This is a genomic window from Nocardia sp. NPDC056000 (genome assembly GCF_042269265.1).
GTDB lineage: Bacteria > Actinomycetota > Actinomycetes > Mycobacteriales > Mycobacteriaceae > Nocardia.
Window position 1 is genome coordinate 635,441 of the sequence record NZ_JBHJXS010000001.1, and the last position, 20,585, is coordinate 656,025.

General features: G+C 65.7%; 25 protein-coding genes. 8 read left to right on the forward strand and 17 right to left on the reverse strand.

What is annotated here, in order from left to right:
* Positions 1-26 precede the first annotated feature (26 nt).
* Positions 27-1,049 carry an alpha/beta hydrolase gene (locus ACFC4D_RS02980; protein ID WP_375967007.1) on the reverse strand — a complete coding sequence of 341 codons (1,023 nt, stop codon included), beginning with the start codon at positions 1,047-1,049 and terminating at the stop codon, positions 27-29.
* Between the two features lie 38 nt (positions 1,050-1,087).
* Positions 1,088-2,455 carry an ABC1 kinase family protein gene (locus tag ACFC4D_RS02985; protein WP_376061892.1) on the reverse strand — a complete coding sequence of 456 codons (1,368 nt, stop codon included), beginning with the start codon at positions 2,453-2,455 and terminating at the stop codon, positions 1,088-1,090.
* Positions 2,456-2,628: 173 nt separating this feature from the next.
* Here ACFC4D_RS02985 and ACFC4D_RS02990 point away from each other — a divergent pair, with 173 nt between their 5' ends.
* Positions 2,629-4,179, forward strand: a complete 1,551-nt coding sequence (locus tag ACFC4D_RS02990) for an acyl-CoA carboxylase subunit beta (protein WP_364633498.1) — start codon at positions 2,629-2,631, stop codon at positions 4,177-4,179.
* A 55-nt stretch (positions 4,180-4,234) separates the two neighbouring features.
* On the opposite strand, the gene ACFC4D_RS02995 is transcribed toward ACFC4D_RS02990, so the two are convergent.
* From ACFC4D_RS02995 to ACFC4D_RS03020, 6 genes are all read right to left on the reverse strand, one after another.
* Positions 4,235-5,497: a lipase family protein gene (locus ACFC4D_RS02995; protein ID WP_375967005.1), complete on the reverse strand. Its 1,263-nt coding sequence runs from the start codon at positions 5,495-5,497 to the stop codon at positions 4,235-4,237.
* A 285-nt stretch (positions 5,498-5,782) separates the two neighbouring features.
* A complete protein-coding gene (locus tag ACFC4D_RS03000; RefSeq protein ID WP_375967004.1) occupies positions 5,783-6,208 on the reverse strand; it encodes an anti-sigma factor in 426 nt (141 codons plus the stop codon).
* Between the two features lie 137 nt (positions 6,209-6,345).
* A complete protein-coding gene (locus ACFC4D_RS03005) occupies positions 6,346-7,026 on the reverse strand; it encodes a PAS and ANTAR domain-containing protein (RefSeq protein WP_376061893.1) in 681 nt (226 codons plus the stop codon).
* 77 nt (positions 7,027-7,103) lie between these two features.
* On the reverse strand, positions 7,104-7,937 hold the full coding sequence (locus ACFC4D_RS03010; protein ID WP_376061458.1) for a thioesterase family protein: 834 nt from the start codon (positions 7,935-7,937) through the stop codon (positions 7,104-7,106).
* Between the two features lie 130 nt (positions 7,938-8,067).
* Entirely contained in the window at positions 8,068-8,352 is a 285-nt protein-coding gene (locus ACFC4D_RS03015; protein WP_376061459.1) for a hypothetical protein, read from the reverse strand.
* Between the two features lie 115 nt (positions 8,353-8,467).
* Complete coding sequence (locus ACFC4D_RS03020; RefSeq protein ID WP_375967141.1) at positions 8,468-8,713, reverse strand: CsbD family protein; 246 nt, start codon at positions 8,711-8,713, stop codon at positions 8,468-8,470.
* A 186-nt stretch (positions 8,714-8,899) separates the two neighbouring features.
* On the opposite strand from ACFC4D_RS03020, the gene ACFC4D_RS03025 reads away from it, so the two are divergent.
* Both ACFC4D_RS03025 and ACFC4D_RS03030 read left to right on the forward strand, forming a co-directional pair.
* Positions 8,900-9,136 carry a hypothetical protein gene (locus ACFC4D_RS03025; RefSeq protein ID WP_375966999.1) on the forward strand — a complete coding sequence of 79 codons (237 nt, stop codon included), beginning with the start codon at positions 8,900-8,902 and terminating at the stop codon, positions 9,134-9,136.
* Between the two features lie 217 nt (positions 9,137-9,353).
* Positions 9,354-9,602, forward strand: a complete 249-nt coding sequence (locus tag ACFC4D_RS03030; RefSeq protein WP_364633488.1) for a hypothetical protein — start codon at positions 9,354-9,356, stop codon at positions 9,600-9,602.
* 92 nt (positions 9,603-9,694) lie between these two features.
* Here ACFC4D_RS03030 and ACFC4D_RS03035 read toward each other — a convergent pair whose 3' ends face one another.
* Together ACFC4D_RS03035 and ACFC4D_RS03040 are read right to left on the reverse strand one after the other, a co-directional pair.
* Complete coding sequence (locus tag ACFC4D_RS03035; RefSeq protein ID WP_375966998.1) at positions 9,695-10,579, reverse strand: helix-turn-helix domain-containing protein; 885 nt, start codon at positions 10,577-10,579, stop codon at positions 9,695-9,697.
* A 92-nt stretch (positions 10,580-10,671) separates the two neighbouring features.
* Positions 10,672-10,908 carry a DUF397 domain-containing protein gene (locus ACFC4D_RS03040; protein ID WP_375966996.1) on the reverse strand — a complete coding sequence of 79 codons (237 nt, stop codon included), beginning with the start codon at positions 10,906-10,908 and terminating at the stop codon, positions 10,672-10,674.
* 609 nt (positions 10,909-11,517) lie between these two features.
* On the opposite strand from ACFC4D_RS03040, the gene ACFC4D_RS03045 reads away from it, so the two are divergent.
* Complete coding sequence (locus tag ACFC4D_RS03045) at positions 11,518-11,685, forward strand: hypothetical protein (protein ID WP_375966995.1); 168 nt, start codon at positions 11,518-11,520, stop codon at positions 11,683-11,685.
* Positions 11,686-11,786: 101 nt separating this feature from the next.
* Positions 11,787-12,080: a hypothetical protein gene (locus tag ACFC4D_RS03050; RefSeq protein WP_364633481.1), complete on the forward strand. Its 294-nt coding sequence runs from the start codon at positions 11,787-11,789 to the stop codon at positions 12,078-12,080.
* A 91-nt stretch (positions 12,081-12,171) separates the two neighbouring features.
* Here the strand turns inward: ACFC4D_RS03050 and ACFC4D_RS03055 are convergent, their stop codons facing one another.
* From ACFC4D_RS03055 to ACFC4D_RS03065, 3 genes are all read right to left on the reverse strand, one after another.
* Positions 12,172-12,948 carry a GntR family transcriptional regulator gene (locus tag ACFC4D_RS03055; RefSeq protein WP_375966993.1) on the reverse strand — a complete coding sequence of 259 codons (777 nt, stop codon included), beginning with the start codon at positions 12,946-12,948 and terminating at the stop codon, positions 12,172-12,174.
* A gap of 112 nt (positions 12,949-13,060) precedes the next feature.
* The gene (locus tag ACFC4D_RS03060; protein ID WP_376061462.1) at positions 13,061-13,777 is read right to left on the reverse strand and encodes a polysaccharide deacetylase family protein; all 717 of its coding nucleotides are present in this window, start codon (positions 13,775-13,777) and stop codon (positions 13,061-13,063) included.
* Between the two features lie 9 nt (positions 13,778-13,786).
* On the reverse strand, positions 13,787-14,116 hold the full coding sequence (locus ACFC4D_RS03065) for a winged helix-turn-helix transcriptional regulator (protein ID WP_375966990.1): 330 nt from the start codon (positions 14,114-14,116) through the stop codon (positions 13,787-13,789).
* A 59-nt stretch (positions 14,117-14,175) separates the two neighbouring features.
* Between ACFC4D_RS03065 and ACFC4D_RS03070 the strand changes: the two genes are divergently transcribed.
* Positions 14,176-14,916, forward strand: a complete 741-nt coding sequence (locus ACFC4D_RS03070) for an SDR family oxidoreductase (protein WP_376061463.1) — start codon at positions 14,176-14,178, stop codon at positions 14,914-14,916.
* A 26-nt stretch (positions 14,917-14,942) separates the two neighbouring features.
* On the opposite strand, the gene ACFC4D_RS03075 is transcribed toward ACFC4D_RS03070, so the two are convergent.
* Positions 14,943-15,602 carry a LysE family translocator gene (locus ACFC4D_RS03075; RefSeq protein WP_376061466.1) on the reverse strand — a complete coding sequence of 220 codons (660 nt, stop codon included), beginning with the start codon at positions 15,600-15,602 and terminating at the stop codon, positions 14,943-14,945.
* 99 nt (positions 15,603-15,701) lie between these two features.
* On the opposite strand from ACFC4D_RS03075, the gene ACFC4D_RS03080 reads away from it, so the two are divergent.
* Complete coding sequence (locus ACFC4D_RS03080; protein ID WP_364633469.1) at positions 15,702-16,052, forward strand: hypothetical protein; 351 nt, start codon at positions 15,702-15,704, stop codon at positions 16,050-16,052.
* Positions 16,053-16,056: 4 nt separating this feature from the next.
* On the opposite strand, the gene ACFC4D_RS03085 is transcribed toward ACFC4D_RS03080, so the two are convergent.
* Positions 16,057-17,406, reverse strand: a complete 1,350-nt coding sequence (locus ACFC4D_RS03085) for an oxygenase MpaB family protein (protein WP_376061467.1) — start codon at positions 17,404-17,406, stop codon at positions 16,057-16,059.
* 3 nt (positions 17,407-17,409) lie between these two features.
* Positions 17,410-18,429, reverse strand: coding sequence for an oxygenase MpaB family protein (locus ACFC4D_RS03090; protein ID WP_376061469.1), 1,020 nt, complete (start codon positions 18,427-18,429; stop codon positions 17,410-17,412).
* 140 nt (positions 18,430-18,569) lie between these two features.
* On the opposite strand from ACFC4D_RS03090, the gene ACFC4D_RS03095 reads away from it, so the two are divergent.
* A complete protein-coding gene (locus tag ACFC4D_RS03095; RefSeq protein ID WP_376061471.1) occupies positions 18,570-19,151 on the forward strand; it encodes a TetR/AcrR family transcriptional regulator in 582 nt (193 codons plus the stop codon).
* Between the two features lie 10 nt (positions 19,152-19,161).
* Here the strand turns inward: ACFC4D_RS03095 and hpnE are convergent, their stop codons facing one another.
* Complete coding sequence (gene hpnE / locus ACFC4D_RS03100; protein WP_376061474.1) at positions 19,162-20,511, reverse strand: hydroxysqualene dehydroxylase HpnE; 1,350 nt, start codon at positions 20,509-20,511, stop codon at positions 19,162-19,164.
* Between the last annotated feature and the right edge of the window lie 74 nt (positions 20,512-20,585).

Sequence of the window (20,585 nt, forward strand, 5' to 3'; positions counted from 1 at the left end):
CGCGGACTACACGCACGTGGAGAGAATCAGGCCGGGATGCCCATGCCCTGGGCCAGGATCGGCCAGGAGTTGTGCAGGGCGTCATCCCAGTACGGCCAGTAGTGGGTGCCGACCGGGGTGAACTGGTAGGTGGCCGGGATGTTCAGGCCCTCGAGGCGGCCCTTGAGGTTCACGGTGCAGGCGTTCACCGCGCCCTCGATGATCATGCCGAGGCCGAGATTGACCCCGCCCATGACGCCGGGGGCGTTGCTCAGGTAGTACTGCACGTCCGCCGCGACCGGGATACCGCTGCCGCTGGAGACGTAAAGCAGTGTGCCGCGCAGCTTCTCGGCATTGATGACCGGATCGTTGGCGGCCCACAGCGGGCTGTCGTCCGGACCGTACATATTGGTGACGTCGCCGCCGGCCCAGGTTTCGGTGGCCAGCTTGACGAACTGCTTACCGGCCGGATCCGCGATCTGGGCGCAACCGCTGTACGCCGCCACGGACTTCCACAGGCCCGGCTTGGCCTCGGCCAGCTGCAGCACCGAGGTGCCGGAGGTGGACAGACCCGCGAGCGCGTTCAGACCGGTGGAGTGCAGCGCGTCGTCCAGCAGCGGCGGCAGCTCCTCGGTGAAGAAGGTCTTCCACTTGTTCAGGCCCAGACGCGGATCTTCCTTGATCCAGTCGGTGTAGTAGCTACCCAGGCCGCCGATGGGCTGGATGACATTGACCGGCTTATCGGCCAGCCAGTCCAGCGCCTTGGTCTGCGCCTTCCAGTTCGCGGTGCCCTCGCCGCCGTCCAGGCCATTGAGCATGTACAGGTTCGGCGCGGGCGTGGACTCATCGGCCGGACGCTGCACATCGACGGTGATATCGCGGCCCATGGCCTGCGAGTACACCTTGAAATGCCAGGTACGGCCCTCCTTGACGATCGAGCTGATCGCGGAGGGCTTGGCCGCCGGTTCCGCCGAGGCGGTCGCCCCGAGCATGGTCGTGGACAGCGCAGCGGCGAGGGCCACGGCGGAAACCCGGAGGGCGGTCGCGCTGCGTAGTGCGGAGAGCTTCATCGAACAGTCAAATCCAATCCAGTGGACACCGGCGCCCGTCAGTCGACGGGGAGTTCGGTGCCTTCTTCGGCGATCTTGGCGGCTACTTCAGTTGGAAAAACGTTGCGGAACAGGAACAGGTCTCGGCCGAGCTTCCATCCGGGAGCCAGCGCTACCGCATATCGTTCGAAATAGCCGAGTTGTTTCCCCATAAGAATTAGCTGTTCCGGGCCGGATGCGCCACGCCGCTTCCCGAATTCGAGAAGACGGGCGGCGACCACACCCAAATCCAGCTTGTCCAGGCTGCCCGAGAGCACCGGTCCCAGCGCCACCGCGAGCTGTCGCCCGATGGTGGCGTCGTCACCGCTGTCATCGGCGACCAGATCCAATTTGCGCAGCGCCCGGGCCACCGGGCGGAAATCGTTGTCGATGGCGCTGGCGTAGAACAGCGCCCGCACGAATTCGCGCCATTCGGTTTCCATGCGCCCGACAATGCCGAAGTCCAGCATGGCGACCCGGCCGTCGTCGAGCAGCCAGAGATTGCCCGCGTGCACATCGCCGTGGAAGAGCCCGTGCACCGCGACCGATTCCATCCAGGCTTTGACCAGGCGGCGGATCAGCAGTTCCGAATCCGGATGCACGGCGCGGATATCGTCGAAGCGATCGAGCGGCATACCGCGCATGCGTTCCATGCACAGCACGCGCGGTCCGCAGTGCTCCCAATAGACCTCGGGGATGGCGACACTGGTGTTGTCGCCGAACGCGGCCAGATTCTGCCGCGCCCGGGTCTGGTTATCGGCCTCGATAAGGAAGTTGAGTTCGGCGACGGTCGCCTCGTACAGATCGCGAACCACGGCCTGCGCGTTGGCCACTCGCGCGTTCTCGGACCGCTTCTCCAGTGCGCGAGCCAGTTTCATGGCCGCGCGCAGATCCACGATCATGCGCTTGGCGATCTCGGGCCGCTGCACCTTCACCACCGCGGGGCGGCCGTCGGTCAGCACGCACGCGTGCACCTGGGCGATGGACGCCGCCGAGAGCGGTTCATCGTCGAAGGACCGGAACAGCTCCGAAATCGGTTTGCCCAGATCGGCTTCCACGATGGCGCGCGCGTCCGCGGACGGGAACGGGCTCATATCGTCCAGGCAGCGCAGGCAGGCGTCGGCGAGTTCGCGCGGGAAAGCGCCCGGTGACGAGGCGATCAGCTGACCGAGTTTGACGAACATCGGGCCCAGCGATTCGAAACCGTTCACCACGCCCTCGGCCACGGCCTGTCTGCGCTTGGCCTTGCGCAGGCCGCCGCGTAGCACGCTGCGGGTAACCGATCCGCCCAGTACCGCACCCACGATCGCGGTTCGGCGCACTTCGGAGAACCCGAAGGTGTCCAGATCCGGCCGGATCACCTCGGGCGCCCCCGCCCGCACAGTCATCGGTGAGCTCACGGGGCGCAGTGTATCTCTGTGCCACCCGGTCGGTCCGCTGTGGTGCCCGGCACAGTCGACACACCCGTTCGGTGGTTAGGACCCCGCTATGCCGGGTACCGTGGCTGGCTGGGCCGCGATCCGGCTCGACACTGATGAAGGCGAAAGGCAAGACCGAAGTAATGACGGGTACAGCGGAGAAGCTGGCGGAACTGCGCAAGCTCCTGGAAATCGCCGAAGAACCTTCGGGTGAGAAGGGCATCCAGAAGCGCCGCGCCAAAGGTATCCCCAGTGCCCGAGAACGTGCGCAGATGCTGCTGGACCCGGGCACCTTCGTCGAAATGGGCGCGCTCATCCGCCAGCCCGGCAACCCCAACGCCTATTACGGCGACGGCGTGGTCACCGGGCGCGGCTATATCGACGGCCGCCCGGTCGTGGTGATCTCGCACGATCAGACCGTGTACGGCGGCTCGGTCAGCGAGATGTTCGGCCGCCGCGTGCGCGCGGTGATGGACTTCGCCTATAACAACGCCTGCCCGGTGGTCTGCATCAACGACTCCGGCGGCGCCCGCATTCAGGACGGCGTGGCCTCGCTGGCCTGGTACGCCATCATGTGCCGCCTGCAGGAGGACCTGTCCGGCTATGTGCCGATGGTCGCGGTCATGCTCGGCAAATGCGCGGCCGGTTCGGTGTACGGGCCCATCAATATGGATGTGCTTGTCGCGACCGAGGATTCGTACATGTTCGTCACCGGCCCGGAGGTCATCAAGGCCGTCACCGGTTCGGTCGTCACCGCCGAGGAGCTGGGCGGAGCGCGTGCGCTGGAGCAGAACGGCACCGTGCACCACGTCGCCAAGACCGAATCCGAGGCCTTCCAGTGGGTCCGCGACTACCTGAGCTATCTGCCCACCAGCTGCCTGGAGCAGCCGCCGGTGGTCAACCCGGGTCTGGAGCCCGAGCTCACCGATACCGATCGCCAGCTCGACAAGCTCATGCCGGATCTGGACAAGACCGGCTATGACATGCACGAGGTGCTGCTGCGCATTTTCGACGACGGCGAATTCCACGAGATCAGCGCGAAAACCTCGGCGAATCTCATTACCGGGTTCGCGCGTGTCGACGGCCGTCCGGTCGGCGTGATCGCCAATCAGCCGCTGGTGCTCGGCGGCGCGCTCGATGCCGCGTGCTCGGATAAGGCCGCGCATTTCATCCGGCTCTGCGACGCGTTCCATATTCCGCTGGTTTATGTCGTCGACACCCCGGGCGTGTTGCCGGGCGTGGACGAGGAGCGCAATCACGTCATCAAGCGCGGCGGGCGCATGTTCCGCGCGCTCATCGAGGCCACCGTGCCGATCGTGACCATCGTGACCCGTAAGGCGTACGGCGGCGGGTACGCGGTCATGGGCTGCAAGCAGCTCGGCGCCGATATCAGCCTGGCCTGGCCGACCGCGCGCCTGGCGGTCATGGGCGCGGAGTCCATGATCCCGATCGTGGGCAAGCGTCAGCTCGAGGCGACCCCGGAGCAGGATCGGGAAGCCGTGCGGCAGGGCATGATCGACTTCTACAACGCCACCGTGGCGACCCCGTGGACGGCGGCCGAGCGCGGCTATATCGACGCGGTCATCGAACCCTCGGCCACGCGGCTGGAGATCCGCAAGGCATTGCAGCTGCTGCGCGATAAGGATGCGGTGCGCAAGCCCAACCCGCGCAAGCACAACCTGTTCCCGATGTGATCCGGGAGTGACGAGCCGAACCGCCCCGGTCATCACGATCGGGGCGGTTCTCGTTTCAGCATTCGTTGGGCGCGGGTTCGCCGCCGAGTCTCGCGCCGAGCCAAGCCAGGGATTCCGGATACCCGGTGAAGGCGGCGATGATGTGCTCGCCGATCACACTGCGATAGATCGCGGTCGCCCCCAGCGCGCACTGTTCGGCGTAGAGGTTCTTCGCCCCTTCCGCGGGCACCCAGAATTCCTGCTCACCGTTGTAGATGTACAGCGGCACAGCCGATTTCATACCGTCCATACGGGTGATCGAATAGATCTGCTGCGCCAGCGGACTGTGCAGCGGATCCGGGAAATCGGCGGCGGCGTCCATGGGCAGCTGCAATAGTCCGGGCACGCCGAAGGAATCCATACAGGAGTCCTTCATGACCAGCGCCACCCACTGCGCCAGTTTGTTCATATGCGCCAGAATCTCCGGCCGCTCCCGGCCGATGGCGAAGGTGGCGGCCATGAACACCCCCGACGCCAGATTCGCGTTCATGCTGCGCGCCAGGATCTCGTAATCGGCGGGCACGCCGCCCATGGCCGCACCCACCACCACATCGGCCAGTTCGGGCGCGTAGTCGGCCATCAATTTGACCGCGCCCTTGGTGGCGATCGCACCGCCGGAATAGCCGATCATTCCGAATCGACTGGCGCCGAACTCATTCGGCATGGAACCGCGCACCGCGCGAATCGCGTCCAATATCGCGTGCCCGGCCACATACGGTTCGGCATAGGCCATGCGCGGACCCTCGTGGTCGGTGATCAGCACCGCGTAGCCGCGCAGCAGCGCCAACTGGGTGGTCGGCGGCAGATATTCGGCCAGATTGGTCAGATTCGAATAGCCGTGCGCCAGTGTGTAACTCGGATTGCAGTCGCGGCCCAGCGAATTGATCGGCAGATTGTTCACCACCACCGGCCGCTCACCGTCGCCGCCCCACTGTCCGAGCGGGAGCACCAGCGAGGCGATGGCGTACGAGGCCGCGCCGTGCGCGTCGGTGGTCCGGTATTTGAGCTGCACCACCTGGCGCACCGGCATGAACAGCGCGGGGCCGCCGGTGTTGGTGACATCCCGCCAGGCGATCAATTGCCCGGAGCCGAAATCCTCCAGCCGAGCGGGCCATTCGTCAACGAATCCGTCGCCGATGGGTGAGGGCATGGTGGCGGCGCGCAGAGCCGCCAGTTCGGGGGCGAGCCCGCCCGAGTCCACCAGCGGTGTGGCGGGCGCGATGGGCAGTGCGGGCGGCGGCACCACCGAATCGACCCATTGTTGAAATGCGGGGAGCAACCCGGAAACCGGGGAAGCGGATGGGGGTGCATCGGCCGGTTGGGCGTGCGCGACTCCCGCGAATCCGCCGAATATCAAGACGGCAGCGACAATTCGCAGAACGGAGAGCAAGACACCCCCAGCGGAATTCGTGGGCTCGGCGGACCTGGCGAGCGTAAACCCGGTCCGGGTGGCGACACTCCGGGGTGGTCTGTTCGAAGCCGCATCGATACCACACTGTGTCGATCGACTCGTGCGTGTCGCCGAAACGACTACAAAATGTGGCTCTGAGCGTGGAATCCGCTGTCAGGCGCCCGGGCCGCGCGGACGGCAGAATTCGACCGAAACCGGGTATCCCCCGCTCGCGGCGTCGAACGGACTCGATTGCGCGGCGAGATTCTCGGTGATGGTGTGCAATACCTGCCAACTGAATCCGTTTTCGTCGAACGCATCGCTCCCGAGGGCCACCGCGGCCATTCGAACTCGCATGCGCTCGGCATCGAATTCGAATTCGCAATCGACACAGCTGTCCGGTATCGCGCCGATAATCAGCGCGGTCGCCACCTCGTCCACGGCCACGCGAATATCGGTCAGTTCGTCGAGGGCGAAATCACCGATGAGAGCGACCGTTTCGGCGAGGGCGCGCAGCATGATCAGCTGGTCGAGTTCGGCGGGCACCCGAACGCCCACCGTGCCGGTATCCGCCGATGACCGGGTGATCGGATCGCCCATACCTGTCTCCGTCCGCTCCGAACAAGCACTTCATCGGCGAAACGTCGATCGCATGAATTTCCACCGGATAACCGCGTCCGTCATCGTCATCCGGTGCGATACCCGGTCGAGATCTGCCGAAACGTCTGCGTGGCAGATCAATCCGATGGCAGCCGTTCATGCACGGTCAGCAGCAGATGATCGAAGCGGGTACGCAACTCCACCGCCGCGCCGCCCATTTCCGTCGCATCGGCGATCAGCCGCTCGGAGAGCGTGCGGAGTTTGGTGTTGGTCTCCTGGGATCGCCAGGTGAGCACCCGGAAAGCCTGTTCGGCATTGATGCCGTACACCAGCATGAGCGCACCCTTGGCCTGTTCGATGACCGCCCGGGCGCGATAGAGTTCGGGCAGCGCGTCGTCGAGGGTTTCCTGCCGGTGTTCGGCCAGTGTGCCGGTGACATCGATGTAGTAGCCCGCGGTGCCGATCACCCGGCCGCGCTCATCGACCATATGGTCGCCCACCACGATCACATGATGTTCCGCGCCGCCGGTATCGAGAATGCGGTGGCGGCTGCAGAACGGCTCCTGATTCCGCACCGCGCGGTCCAGCGAGGTGGCGACCTGCTCACGATCCTCGGGGTGTTTATGCATGAGCAGCAATTCGGTAGTCGGCACGACGGTTCCGGGCGGATAGCCGTGCATGGCGGCCACCTCATCGGACCATTCCCAGCGCTGATCCGCGGACCAGAAGCGAAAGCTGCCGACATGCTGCCGGTGGCCGCCCACCACCTGTTCCAGCGCCGGCGCCGCGCTGCGGTGTTCACCACCCGGGATCACCAGATGATTATCGGCCGCCGGGTGTGCGCGCGGAGCGGATCGGCGACAGCGGAACCGGAATCGCTGCGCCGCTTGCCGATTCAGCTGCGCGAGGTCATCACCGCGTCGAGTTGCGCACTGCTGATCTGCCGCGCCGCGTTCGACACCGAGGTGACCATGCAGCTGCCGAACGCACCGCGCCGATCGAACAGCGTGGCCACCCCGACCGCCATACCGCGTTCGCTGAAGTGACTGTCGGCCTCGACGCCGATCTGCGCGCCGTCCGGCATGCGAGACAGCGCCAGGGTCATATCGGTATTGATGAAGCCGATGCCGGCATCGCCCCAATTGGTCATCATGCTGGTGGCCTCGCCGACCAGGGCGGCGCGGGTGAACGGGGAGAGTTCCTCGCCGGTGATCACGCGCATGGGGCTCTGCCAGGTGCGCTTGCGCGCGGTGTTCTCGTGCTCGGTGGGCACCGAGGACCAGTAGCCCGGTTCGGCATCACTGCTGAACAGTGGGATCTGCGGCAGGTCGGTGGCGGGCGCGATATCTAATGCCGGTGGCAGCGGCTCGAATTCGCGATGCCAGAGGGATCCCGCGGGCTGTTCGGAGGGTTGCAGCAGCACCACCGAGGCGCGCGCGGCCATCTTGCCACCCTGCATGACCGCGACGTCCGCGACGCGAATGCGTTTACCGTCGCGCACCCGGACCATCGGGGTGGTGGTGTGCTCGAAACGCGCGGCACTGAACATATCCACGGTCAGGCGCACCGGTACGAAACCGTCGGTGGCGTGCTCGCGCTCCAGCTCCCGGGCCATCAGACCGCACAGCGCCGGGCCGACCACCTGGGCCGCGGACCATTGACTGGCCGCGATCGGTGTAGGTACGAACCCGCCGTCCACCTCGTCGAAATACGCCGGCACATCCACCACGGGTCCACCTGTCCAGTTCCGTTGATCAAACCACTGTTCCCAGACCTAACACAGGGATGGAACCGGTTTCAATACGACGGCCCACCGGCGGCCGGTGGCATTTCCCACAACCGGCCCGGATCGGCCGGGCTCAATCGAGCAGGACCGGGCGCAGCCGGGTGGTGTAGACGCCCGCGCGGTCGAGGGCGTCGGTCGCGGCGGTGAGTTCGATTTCCGCCTCCTCGAAGACCTCGCGTGCACCGGCGATACAGCGGCCGGGGGTGAGCAGCGCGGCGATGCCGTCGGTGTCGACGAGCATGCCGGACTCGCCGAGGGCGGCGCAGTCGGCGCGCAGTTCCGCGACGCGTTCGCGCAGCGTGGTCAACTCGCGCAGCAATTGTGCGCGGCGGCTCTCCAGACTGCGCGGATCGGTCATGAATTCCAGTGTGCCGCAAGGACGCACGCTACGCACGCGATCATGAAAATCGCCCGGCGGTGGTATCCGCCGGGCGATTTCGGTTATCGATCACGTCATTGTGTACGCGGGCGCACTAGTCGCGCTGATGCGCGCGCTCGCGCTGCTTGTCGACTTCGGCCTGGGCGCGGGCCTTCTCGGCCTCGGCTTCGTGGGCGGCCGCCTCCCGCTGGGATTCGGCCTTGTCCTGCTGGGCCTGGCCTTCGCCGCGCAGTGCGTCATTGCCGAAGACGGTGCCGGCGGCCTCTTTGACTTTGCCCTTGGCCCCCTCTACGACTCCTTCGACGCCTTCCTGGAAACCGCCCTTTTCGTGCTCGGACAAGAGAAACACCTCCACAGTGTCGGTATTACCTGACAATGCGGCGGTACCCGGGCCCCGGAGGCCGAAACACCGGGCGCCGCAAGGTGACTCGTGTCGATTGTCACCGCACGGGCCGTGATTGGCCCGTGCCACCGCGGGTATCCCGCTGTAATCGGCGGCCGCGTCGCCACGGAAAGGGTTGCGACCATGACGGGAGACCGGGGGAATTCGGGGGACGAGATTCACGACGGCCCCGGACTCGCCCTGGCCACCGCCGGAATCGTGGCGGTCGCGCTGACCATGATGGTCGCCGGATACGGTTTCACCGGCTGGGCGATTCTCAGCGGGCTGGCGGGCGGGCTCTGCCTATGGACCGGAATAGCGATGATTATCGCTGAACAACGGCATCGGGCGCACTCGCGCGACGATCACAATCGTTCCTGACGATCGCCCGGAAAAGTTAGCTCGCAAACTTTTAGCATCCCGAAATCCCTGGTGGCCGTACATATTCGAGGTTGCAGATGTACTTGCATCTGCGCGCAGCACGGTCATAGACTCGAGTGGCAAGGCACCGTAGGGGACAACCAGGGAGCCGAGCGGTGGATCACCGGCGATTCCGCGCCATCGGTTTAACCCTCGGCTTGGCATCAGGGGCGTTCTAATGAATCAGCCAATCAACCTCAGCCGACTCGGGTTTGCCGATAGAACCCGGCCGGAGCAATCATGCTCACATGAGACGGCAACCGCTTTCGTCATTCATCAGGTCGAATCCACTGGAGCGGCCACTCGGTATGATTTTGATATCGAGCGAATAGTCACCACCGCGCACGCGATGGTGAACGACTGGGATCTGCACATGATGCAGCCGGAAGCGTTCTGGCGTATCGCTTCCAGCTTTATCAGGCAGTAGTTCCGGGACGAACAAGAGAACATTCGGCATACGCAGGCAGGGGCCCCCAAAAGGGGCCCCGCAGCCTGTATCCGTAAGTTCCTATTCTCCGATCAGAGCGCGTCGGCGATCTCCGCCAGCAGTTTGCGGGAACGCTCCGGCGCTTCGGCCTGCACACTCAGTTGATCCATGACCTGGCGGTAGAGCTCCAGATCCGCCCGGCGGTCCAGATAGAGCGCGCTGGTCAGCTGCTCCAGGTAGACGATATCGGGCAACTCCATCTCCGCGAAGCGGAGCATTGTGAACGAACTGCCCGCTGCCGCATGACCTCCGGCCGTGTACGGCAGGATTTGAATGGTCACATTCGGCAGCTTCGACAGTTCGATCAACTGATGGATCTGATCGCGCAGCACGGCCGCGCCACCCACCGGACGATGCAGCACCGCCTCGTCGAGCACGGCCCAGAAGCTGGGCGCGCTCGGGCGGGTCAGCAGTTCCTGACGGTGCCGGCGCAGCGATACGCGCCGCTCACCGTCTTCGTCATGGCCGAGTGCGACGATGGAGCGGGCGTAATCGGGGGTCTGCAGGAGGCCCGGAATCAGCTGTCCCTCATAGGTTCTGATGGACTTGGCCGCATACTCCAGGCCGAGGTAGGTCTCGAACCACTGCGGCAGCAGGTCGCTGTAGCGGTGCCACCACCCAGGCTCATTCGCCTTGCGCACCAGATCCAGGAACTGTTCACGCTCTCCGAGATCGTCGACCTTGTAAAGGGTCAACAGGTCTCGGATATCGCGCTCCTTGAATCCAGTCCGCCCGAGCTCGAGGCGACTGATCTTGGCATGGGAGCCGCGGATGTGTTCACCGGCGGCCTCCCTGGTGATGCCGTTCTCTTCCCTCAACTTTCGTAGCTGCCCGCCCACTGCGATACGCAAAGCGGTCGGGCCACGGTCTACGACAGCGGAATTCGCCCGACCGTGAGGAACGGGTTCTGCGATCATGGGGTCCACTCCGATGCTCGGGTTTTCCGGCAGTGGGCCACAACCGCAACCGCAACGTCGCGTTCCACCGCGCCGATTGCCAATGCTACCGCTCAGAGAGCGAGATCGTCGAACTCTCCGCTCTTGGCGCCCAACAGGAAGCATTCGATCTCGGGGCGGGTGTAGACCAGTACCGATCCTTCCGGATCACGAGAGTTTCGCATGGCCACCTCGCCGTTCGCCAGTTTCGCGAGTTCCACGCAGTTACCGCTCGGGTTGCTGAAAGTGCTCTTGCGCCAAGCGAGTTGAGCGACGTCCATGTCGATACGGGTTGCCGGATTGTCCATCATTTCAGACTCCTTGCCAGTACCACCCGTGAGTGGTGTCCCAGTACTTGCAAATGTTCGGTCAAATGTTCTTACAGTTGCAACCGCAAGTAGAACGATAGCACGCGGGTAGCCCGCCATCGATCCCTTGATTTCCGTGAATCCTTTGCAACACAACACCTTTGATCTTGGTCAACGGCGTGGCGATGCGAAGTTGTGAAGAAATTCAGACATTTCATACCGTACGGTCTGCGTCGTAAACGCTTGTGACGTCATGGAACTCGTGCAGGGCAATCTCTGGCGAACACCCCGGACATCCCCCGAGTCAGGCAAAGCGGATGCTCGAATCGACAGCACCCATCCACTGACGGGCGGAATAGCGAACAGTTGCCGGTCGCCCGCGGCCGCCCCCGCGCGGTATGGCAGGGTGGCCGCAAGGTCCCCGCCACCATTCCGGACATTTCGTCACAGTGGCGGATAACGCGTAATCCCATACGCCACAACAACACCGAACCGGACCAATCCCACCGACACGCGTGCTCGAACGTACAGATGTACTTGCATCTGCTCCTTGCACCCTCATAGACTTCGGAACAACCATTCACCCTCGGCCAGAGGCATCCAATGACACAGATGCTCGCCCACAGCACCGATCTCTCCGGTGACGACTGCGATTACGAACCGCGCGGTCTGAATTATCGCCGGGCCCGGACCATCCTGCGCGCACATGATCAACACTTCGCGTGCCGGCAGTATCTAGCGGCCATCGCCTATCTCTCCGCGGACAATGACGTGGACTGAATGCTTGCCCGGGTGACGCGGAACAACTGAATTCTCTTGCGCAATACGGGCTCCGGCGGGTACTCCGGATAGGAAACCGCCGTCACGTGGAGAGCGCCGAGATGATTCTTACTACCGCGCACGACCTGTTGACCCAGGACTATCTGGCCCAAGTCTTCAACCCCACGCCCGAAACCCCGCCTGTCGCAGACAAATTGCTGCGCCTGGTTCGGTATTTCACCTGGTTCGTCCTATTGGCCGGGGTGCTCGCCATCATCTACGCGGGCGGCCGATTCGCCTGGGAGAAGTGGAGCGGCGGTGCGCTCACCGCACCGAAGCAGATTGCCGGGGCACTGGTCGGCGGCGTCATCGCGACCAGCGCGGGCACCATCATGAACGCCGTCATCGGGCAGTAGCGCGGCTCCCGGAACCTCCGCACAGCACAACGCCGGGCCGGTCCTGTCGTCTCAGACAAGACCGGCCCGGCGTTCGTCTATCCGCCCGGACCTACGCCGTCGCGGCGTGCACGGTCTCCTCCACCTCCGGAATCGCACCGGACAGTTCTTCGAACCGGGCGATCACCTTCTGGTGGTAGAGGCCGAACAGATCCTCGAACAGCGCCAGCTGCGCTTCGCTCGGCCCACTGTCCGATTCCCAGACCGCGACCAGCGCGCGCCAGACCAGCACATGCAGGTCCGGCGATACCGCGAAGTAGGCGTCCACCGCCTCGGGCACCTCGAGAATCATCTCGCCGATGGAATTGAGCACCGCGCGCTGCATACCGTGCCCGAGCGCGGTGAGCAGTCGCCGCAGCAGGTTCAACTCGATGCGCAGCATGCGGTGCGGATCCGGATCCGCGCCGCGCGCAAGGGTTTCCAATTCGTCGATATCGGCCTTGAGTTCGCTCGGATCGACCGCGCGTTCACTGCCGGTGTAGGCGAGCAGCGCCTCCAGGGCGATACCGCGCTCCTCCTCGACGATATTGCCGAACATCTCCGCGGCCACCTCGGGCTCGGGCATGGAGAGCCGGAACAGTCGCCGGTACACATCCACACCGCCCTCGGCGCGCACATCGCGGATCACGAATCCCTTACCGCGATGCGCGTCCACGAAGCCGTACGACTCGAGCCGTCCCAGAATCAGTTGCGCCGTCGCACGATTCAGATCGAACTCGTCGGCCACCTGTCGAACGGACGGCATGAGTCCACCGGGCGTGTACTGCCCGGATGCCACCCGCCGTGCCAATTCGTCGGCGACGTCGGCGACGACCGTCCGGTCTCCCATCGTGTCACCTCTCCACATTCTGATTCACGTCCCAGACAGTGTATGTGTTCAGTCGGACAACTGCACAAGTGTTCGCACTGCCCATATCAGCCAGTGACACAATCTTGTCGGTCTAGGTACTGCCGGATTTCGCCAATAGGTCCGAAATAGTGACAAAGGTGTAGCCGCGCGCCTTCAATCCGGCGGCGATCAGCGGGATGGCGGCCAGGGACGCGGCCCCGGATTCGTACATGGCGTGCAACAGGATGATCGACCCCGGCCGCACCTTCGCCAGCGTCTCGGTCACGATCTGCTCGGTGGTCGGCCGCTTCCCGGAGTCGGGTTCCACATCCCACATGACCGTGGTGCGGTCGTGGTCGGACAGGTACATGGGCAGTCCGAAGAGCTTCTTGCCATTGGGCGGACGCACCGTGACGGTCCCGCGGTAACCGGTCTTCGCGATTTCGGCGTCGGTGCGCTCGATTTCATCACGCACGGTGCCCGGCCCGACCAGAATCATCCGCCGATGCGTATAGGTGTGATTACCGATCTCATTGCCCGCCCGCGCGATTGCCGCACCCTGGTCCGGATGCGCGGCGAGTTCGGAGCCGATGAGATAGAAGGTGGCCGGAATTCCGGCGTCCGCCAGGGCTTTCAGCAGCTGCGGCGTGCGTTCGGTCGGCCCGTCGTCCAGGGTCAGCGCGACCACGGGCTGATCGGTGTCCACCCGGGGGACGATTCGCCCCGCCACCTGATAGGTGCGCGAATTCATCAGTACATAGAGCCCGGCCGCGGTGAGCAATAGGACGACCGCGCCCAGGGCGGAACCGAGGAACAGCTTGCGGCGCATGCGAAATCCTTACGCGTCGTGATCGGTGACGGTCCGCTCCAGGTTCGCGCCCCAGTGTCCGGCCCACTGCCACAACGGTTTCAGCGCCGTCCCGAGTTCCTTACCGGCGGTGGTCAATTCGTATGACTTATCCGCCTTCTTGACCACCACGCCGGCTTCGGTCAGGCGCTGCATGCGCACCGAGAGCATGCTCGACGAGCAATTGCCCATGCGGCGGCGCAGCTCCAGGAATCCGAGCGGGCCGGGTTCGAGTTCCCAGACCACGCGCAGCATCCAGCGCTGGCCGAACAGTTCCATGGCGGCCAGTGCGGGGGCGGGCGGTTCGCTTGCGCTTCTCATTCAGAACCACCATATTGATTCTAAATCAGAAGCACTCGTCGGGGGTTGGAGGAACGGATATGAAGCGAATCGTGTTGATCACCGGTTCATCTCGCGGCATCGGCGCGGAGACGGCCCGGGTGCTGGCGGCGCGCGGCGACCACGTCGTGGTCAACTACCGGGAGAAGCGCAAGCGGGCCGAAACCATCGCGGCGGAGATCCGGGCCGCCGGTGGCAGCGCGTCCACCGCGGGCGCGGATATCGCGGACCCGGGCAGCGCGACCGCGCTCATCGACGGCGTCGTAGCCGAATTCGGGCGGCTGGATGTGCTGGTCCTGAACGCCTCGGGCGGTTTGGAACGCGATGCCGCACCCGATTACGCCATGGCACTCAACCGGGACGCCCAAGCCCACCTGACCCGCACGGCACTACCCCATCTACCGCGAGGCGGTCGCCTGGTCTTCGTCACCAGTCACCAGGCCCACTTCTCCGCCACCCGCCCGGTTCCCACCGGTTATGAACCCATCGCCGCCAGCAAGCGCGCGGGTGAAGACGCCCTGCGCGCCATGGTCCCCGAATTCGACAGTCGCGGAATCACTTTCACCGTGGTGTCCGGTGACATGATCGACGGCACCATTATCGTCCGGCTGCTGGAACGCCGTGATCCCGACGCCGTCACTGCCCGCCGCGATCAGGGCGCGCTCCCCACCATCGAGGATTTCGCGACCGCGATAGCCGACGCGACCATCGCTCCGGCGCCGGACAACCACACCGTCTACGTCGGCGGCCAGGACTTCCCACTGCTGACCCCGGCACCCTGACCCCGCGGTGCGGCGTGGCGGAGGTGTCAGCGGGCGTCGGCCGCCAGTCCGATCCCGAGGCCGATCAACACGGCGGCCAGCGCTCGTTCGACGCGCTGCCGGATCTCGGTGCGCCGCAACCAGGTTCCCGCCCGATCGGCGGCCAGGACGATGCCGACGCACCACAGTGTGTCGATCACCAGCTGGATGGCGGCCAGAATGATGACGGTCGGCAGGACCGGGCCGGTGCTGGGCAGGAATTGCGGCAGGATCGTCAGCCCGAACACCGCGGCTTTCGGGTTGGCGGCGATCGAGACCAGTGACGCGCGGAAAGCCGCCGCCGGGGTGTGCCCGCCCGGCAATACCGAGGTGAGCGCGGTGCCGAACGCCTGCTCGGCCTTCGAACTCCGCGCGCTGCGGGCACTGCGCCAGGCTTGAATCCCCAACCAGATCAGCATGGCCGCGCCGAGAATATGAATTCCCACGCTGAGCACCCGGTTCGCGACCAGCAGCGCAGACAACCCGGCCCCACCGGCCAGCGTCCAGCCGAATACGCCGATCTCGTTTCCCGCCACCGCCGCCAGCCCGGCCTTACGGCCGTCGCGCACCGAGCGCTGCAGGAACAACGCGGTGGCCGGACCCGGCAGGGCGGCCAGAATCAGACAGGCGAGCATGAAGGCGGGAAGGACCTGGACCCAGTGCGGCATCAGCCGATGCTGACAGGTGCGCCCGCACGCCGCCACCCGTTTCGACGGCCGGGCGGGAGTACGTTCGGGTTGGGATAGGTGGAGCGGAGGAGGTGCGCGGTGGTGGATGACGTGGAGAAGCGATGGCGGCATCCGCGAACCCTTCGGCGGGCGGCACGCTATGTACTGATCGTGCTGGCGCTGGCGGCGGTGGTGGGTGCGGGGGCCACGGTCTGGGCCGCCGCGCGGGAGCGGTGTCTGGACGCGGACACGATGCTCTGTGACAGCGCGTCGAAATTGGCCGTCGGGCTGGGTCCGGGGCTGGTGTTGCTGTTCGGCGGCATCGGGGCGTTCGTGCTGACCCTGCGGGAGTGGCGGGCCGGTGGGGCCTGGCCGATCTGGCAGGGAGCCGGATGGTTCCTTTTCACGCTGATGGTCGCGTATCTGGCCATCGCGGGTGGGTCCGCCTGACCGCTCAGAGGGGACAGCGCGCCGTGCTGTCCGCGGAGACATCGTGATGGTCGAACGGGGTGCCGTGAATACCGACCCGAGCGGCCAGGAATTTCGCGACCTTGATATTGCGCTCCCAGAACGGATCCGAACCCGCCGTGCGGCGCGTCATGCGGCGGCGGGCACCGGGTAGCCGATCATCGAGTGCGCGCAGGCGTACGGCAACGGTGGTCGCGACCGCCGTCGCGTCCATCCACGGCCGGACCGGGACATCACGAAGCGGGGTGTCCGCCAACAGGGTTCGCACCAGCGGTTCGCTGCTGTAGAACGCCAGCGCCCCCACCATCGGCGCGGTGGCCGCGATGCGCGCCCGGCCCGGCAGCGATCGATCGGCGAAGACGCGGGTCGCCGCGCCTGCCATGGCGGCGGTGCGCTCGGGGGCGACACCGGCGGTGGCGACCATATAGTCGACCATTTCCATACCTTCGGCGGCCGAGCGCGGGATGAGCTCGTCGGCAACGCCGAAACAGTGCGCGATATAGGCCCAGTAGTGCATGACGGCATCGAGTTGCGCTGTGCTGCAGCGCCTCCCGTGCACGTGATCGAAGCAGATCGGGGTCAGGCCGAAGGTGACGGCCGCGCCCATCGTGGTGGCATTGGAGATCGGATTGCCGTGCAGTGCGAAATGCTCCGCGCCCCAGCGGCGGCGCAGCATGGCCCGGACCTGGGCGTGCATGAGCCGCACCCGCACGGTGTCGTGCAGGATCGGTGAGCGGCGTTCCAGGGCACCGGGTTCGGTGACGCTGCCGAACCACACCGAGGTTTCGAGATTGCGGCGGTAGGGATCTCGTACGAAGCGCCCCGTCTCCCCCACCGCCGAGGCGACTTCCGCGCCGACGAAGGTGCCCATGAAGTCCTGGACGCCCATGGCCATTTTCCCGGCGGTGGATACGTTGACCCAAAGCCGCCGTCCGTATTCCCACAGGTCCGGGTCGTACCAGTCCGGCGGATTGTCCACGCTCGCGAAGAGATTCACGAGTTCGGCCGGCGGATCGTCGACGCTGTCGATGCCGTGCGCCAGCGCCCGATTCAGCATGCGCCGCCCGCCCGCGGTACCCAGTCGGCGGAAGGCCGCCACCACCTCGTCCATGGGTTCATCGCCCTGCCAGAGGTGATCGGCCATGAGCCGGGTGCGCGGTGTCTCGCGGGGCTCGCGGAATACCGGCATCCACGGTGAGAGCATGGCCCTACGCGGTTCGTACCAGAGGTCCGAGGCCACCGCGCGTCGCGGCGGCGGCCGCAGCGGCATGCCCGCGCGGTAGTAGTAGTCGTAGGGGTGCGTGGTCGCGGGCTGGGGATCGGTCTGTGGCCGCATTGCTCAAAACCCTGTCAGCTGACGGAATGTGGTGACCGCGTCCGCACCGGAATCGGCGTGGACCGGGCAGTAGTGCTTGGGATCGGCGCGATGTTCGGGTGCGGGCCAGAGCGCCCGGGGCGCTTCCGGCGGCGGTAACCCGCCCGGCCGTTTCCCGGCGGCGCGGCGGCGTGCGGCGCGAATGCGCGGGAACGCGTAGTTCACCTCGGCCGGGGTGATCCGATTGGCCGCCGACAGGGCCCGGCACAGCCGATCGAAGAGCCATTGATCGCGTGCGGTCCAGGTGAAGCCCATGGTGCGGCGGATGGCGGGATCGCACAGCCCGACGGTGACGAATTTGACCAGTCGCCCGCCGCCGGGGCGAATCAGCTTCTCCCACAGTGGTTCCGGAAGCCGCCGCAGCACCGGGAACGGCGGGACGGGTGCGTGATCGATCAGGTTGAACACATCCCAGGCGGCCCTGGTGGGTTCGAGGGTGTCCCGGCACATATCGCGCCAGTACCGCTGGAAGGCGGGCCAGGATTCCGGCACCACCCGCATGCTCATGCCGTACAGCTCGTACCAGCGGTAGTGCTCTCGCCAGAGTTGTTCGCGTTCCGGGGCGCTCAGCCCGCCCATGAAGAGTTCGGCCGTGCGCAGGGTCTGCACGAAGAACACCGCGTGCGCCCAGTAGAAGGTCTCCGGATCCAGCGCGTGATAGCGGCGGCCCTGTGCGTCGATGCCTTTGATCTCGCGGTGGTATCCGACGATCTCTCGTGCGGTGCGCCGGGCGTGCGGTCCGTCGAAGACCACCCCGAGAATCGGATAGGCCGAACGCAATACGCGCTGATACGGCTCGCTCGCGATATCGGAATGGAATTCCACGCCCGCACCGAGTCCGGGGTGCATGTTCTGCACCATGCCCATGAAGAATCCGGTCGGCGCGTAATACAGCGACCCGAAGATTCGCCATGTCAGCGAGTCCGGTCCCAGCGGTTCCGGTTCGGGGCGCGGGTCGCTTCCGACCTCGGCGTGTGTCACCATGGCCACAGGCTGACACGAATATTTACTCGCATTCAATTCGCATTCCGAACCGCAGTGGAAATGACATGCCACCGAAACGACAAGTCCCGAAATCGCCTGCCGCACCCCGGAAAACACCGCGGCAGGATCGCTCGCGCGCCATGGTCGGGCGCATCGTGGACGCAGGTGAGCTGGTGCTCATCGCGCACGGCTACGACGGCTGTTCCACCAATCGGGTCGCCGAGGCGGCGGGTATCAGTCCCGGATCGCTGTATCAGTACTTCCCGAACAAGGACGCGGTGGTGGCGGCGGTCATCGAGCGGTACACCGGTGTGGTCGCCGAGCGGGTGCGCGCCAGGGTGGTGGCGAATATGACACGGGATCCGGAAATCGCGGTGCCCGAGACCATTTCCGAACTCCTGGACGCCCTGGGCACCCATCGCGAACTGCTGCGCGCGGTGGTGGAGCAGACCCCGCGACTGTCCTCCGGCGCGACGGTGCTGGCGTTCGAACAGCAGATCGGCGAATTGGCGCGGCTGGGATTGTCTATGCGCTCACGCGCGGTTCCGCCCGATGTCGATTTCGACGCGGCCGCCTGGATGCTCGTGCGTGCGGTGGAACATCTCACCATTCGGTATCTGCTCGATGATCCGCCGATCCCGCGCGAACGCTTCCTGGCCGATATCACCCGCCTGGTGCTCAATTACTTTCGCGAGCCGCGACCGCGAGCCGAACGCGAGTAATCCGGCGGCACTACAGCGCGAGCAGCAGGTCCACCGCGCGGGCTGCGCTCTGTGCCGCGCTCTCCATGGTGGCGGACCAGTCGGTGCTGGTCCAGTCACCCGCGAGCACGAGCGTCGGGATCGAGGTGCGCTGGCCCGGTCGCAATCCGTCGGTGCCGACCACCTGGGAGAAGGTGGCGCGCGGCATCGGAACCACCTGCGCGTACAGCACTTCGGCGTCCGCGGCGGCCGGATAGTAGCGGCGCAGCAGTGCCATCTGCTCGTCCACCACCTCGTGGCTGGGTTTGTGCACCTGTCCGTAGGCCCCGCTGGTGGTGAGGCAGTACAGCCAGCCGTGTTCGGTGCGGCGCCCGTGCATGCGCTGCCGGTCGAAGACCTGGTCGATGACATCCGCGCCGCCGATCAGCGCCTCCATCGCGGCTTCGGTGCCCAGCGGGCGATCCAGGTACAGGTTGGTGCTGACGATCGGGGTGTACCCCAATTTATCGGCGGCCGAATAGATCTCATCGTGTTCGGGCAGTTCGTCCAGCAGTCCGCCGAGATAGGAGTTGGGTACCGCGCACACCACCGCATCGGCCGCGATGACATCGCCATCGGCGAGCGTCACGCCGGTGACTGCACCCTTCGAGATCCGAATCCGCCGGGCCACAGCGCGATAGCGCACCTGCACGCCGTACCGGTCGAAGACCCGGCGCGCCCCGGTGACGAAGAGCGTATCGAGATCGGTGGTCGGATAGCCGATGCTGACCGCCCGGCGATGCTTGACGCCCAGTCGAATTCCGGTGGCGAGCACATCGGCGAAGACCTTGGCAGATTCCTGTCGCACCGGTTCCGCGGCGATGCCGAGCGCCAGCCAATCCCACAGCGCCTCACGCGCGGTGGCGGGCATGCCGAGCCGCCGGAACCATTGATCGGTGGTGAGATCGGCCAGATCGGCGGGCTGACGCAGACTCTGCCAGCCCATGCGCATGGTGGCCATCGCGGCCCGGGCCCGATCGCCCGCGCTCGCATCGGGGTGCGCGCCGAGTAGTGAACGCAGGGCCTGAAAACCCTTGGTGCCCATGGTCGTGGTGCGCCCACCCGGCCAGCGCAGCACGCCCCGATGCGGGAATTCCACGTAATCGCGGGTGCCGACGCTGGTCAGGTACCGGAACAGGTGGTCATAGCCGCTGGCGATGACATGCTGCCCGTTATCCGGAATATCGTGCAGCGCGGGCACTTCGAGCGCATGGGTGCGCCCGCCGAGCCGGCCGCGCCGCTCCAGCAGTGTGACCTGTTTACCGGCCTCGGCCAGCCACACCGCGGAGGCCAGGCCCGCGAGCCCGCCTCCGATCACCACATACTGTCGCGGATCGTTCATGCGTGCTCCCGGAGCCATTGCCTTCACTGGCAAGGTAGTCCTCCGGGAGCGCCGACATGCCGTGTTCGGCTGAA

Coding starts and splice junctions, on each gene's coding strand:
- ACFC4D_RS02990 (WP_364633498.1), top strand. CDS start 2,629: ATGACGGGTACAGCGGAGAAGCTGGCGGAACTGCGCAAGCTCCTGGAA.
- ACFC4D_RS03085 (WP_376061467.1), bottom strand. CDS start 17,406: ATGCGGCCACAGACCGATCCCCAGCCCGCGACCACGCACCCCTACGAC.
- ACFC4D_RS03065 (WP_375966990.1), bottom strand. CDS start 14,116: ATGAGAAGCGCAAGCGAACCGCCCGCCCCCGCACTGGCCGCCATGGAA.
- ACFC4D_RS03060 (WP_376061462.1), bottom strand. CDS start 13,777: ATGCGCCGCAAGCTGTTCCTCGGTTCCGCCCTGGGCGCGGTCGTCCTA.
- ACFC4D_RS02985 (WP_376061892.1), bottom strand. CDS start 2,455: ATGACTGTGCGGGCGGGGGCGCCCGAGGTGATCCGGCCGGATCTGGAC.
- ACFC4D_RS03075 (WP_376061466.1), bottom strand. CDS start 15,602: ATGCCGCACTGGGTCCAGGTCCTTCCCGCCTTCATGCTCGCCTGTCTG.
- ACFC4D_RS03045 (WP_375966995.1), top strand. CDS start 11,518: ATGCTCGCCCACAGCACCGATCTCTCCGGTGACGACTGCGATTACGAA.
- ACFC4D_RS02980 (WP_375967007.1), bottom strand. CDS start 1,049: ATGAAGCTCTCCGCACTACGCAGCGCGACCGCCCTCCGGGTTTCCGCC.
- ACFC4D_RS03095 (WP_376061471.1), top strand. CDS start 18,570: ATGGTCGGGCGCATCGTGGACGCAGGTGAGCTGGTGCTCATCGCGCAC.
- ACFC4D_RS03055 (WP_375966993.1), bottom strand. CDS start 12,948: ATGGGAGACCGGACGGTCGTCGCCGACGTCGCCGACGAATTGGCACGG.
- ACFC4D_RS03000 (WP_375967004.1), bottom strand. CDS start 6,208: ATGGGCGATCCGATCACCCGGTCATCGGCGGATACCGGCACGGTGGGC.
- ACFC4D_RS03025 (WP_375966999.1), top strand. CDS start 8,900: ATGACGGGAGACCGGGGGAATTCGGGGGACGAGATTCACGACGGCCCC.
- ACFC4D_RS03030 (WP_364633488.1), top strand. CDS start 9,354: ATGAATCAGCCAATCAACCTCAGCCGACTCGGGTTTGCCGATAGAACC.
- ACFC4D_RS03050 (WP_364633481.1), top strand. CDS start 11,787: ATGATTCTTACTACCGCGCACGACCTGTTGACCCAGGACTATCTGGCC.
- ACFC4D_RS03035 (WP_375966998.1), bottom strand. CDS start 10,579: ATGATCGCAGAACCCGTTCCTCACGGTCGGGCGAATTCCGCTGTCGTA.
- hpnE (WP_376061474.1), bottom strand. CDS start 20,511: ATGAACGATCCGCGACAGTATGTGGTGATCGGAGGCGGGCTCGCGGGC.
- ACFC4D_RS03090 (WP_376061469.1), bottom strand. CDS start 18,429: ATGGTGACACACGCCGAGGTCGGAAGCGACCCGCGCCCCGAACCGGAA.
- ACFC4D_RS03040 (WP_375966996.1), bottom strand. CDS start 10,908: ATGATGGACAATCCGGCAACCCGTATCGACATGGACGTCGCTCAACTC.
- ACFC4D_RS03015 (WP_376061459.1), bottom strand. CDS start 8,352: ATGACCGATCCGCGCAGTCTGGAGAGCCGCCGCGCACAATTGCTGCGC.
- ACFC4D_RS03070 (WP_376061463.1), top strand. CDS start 14,176: ATGAAGCGAATCGTGTTGATCACCGGTTCATCTCGCGGCATCGGCGCG.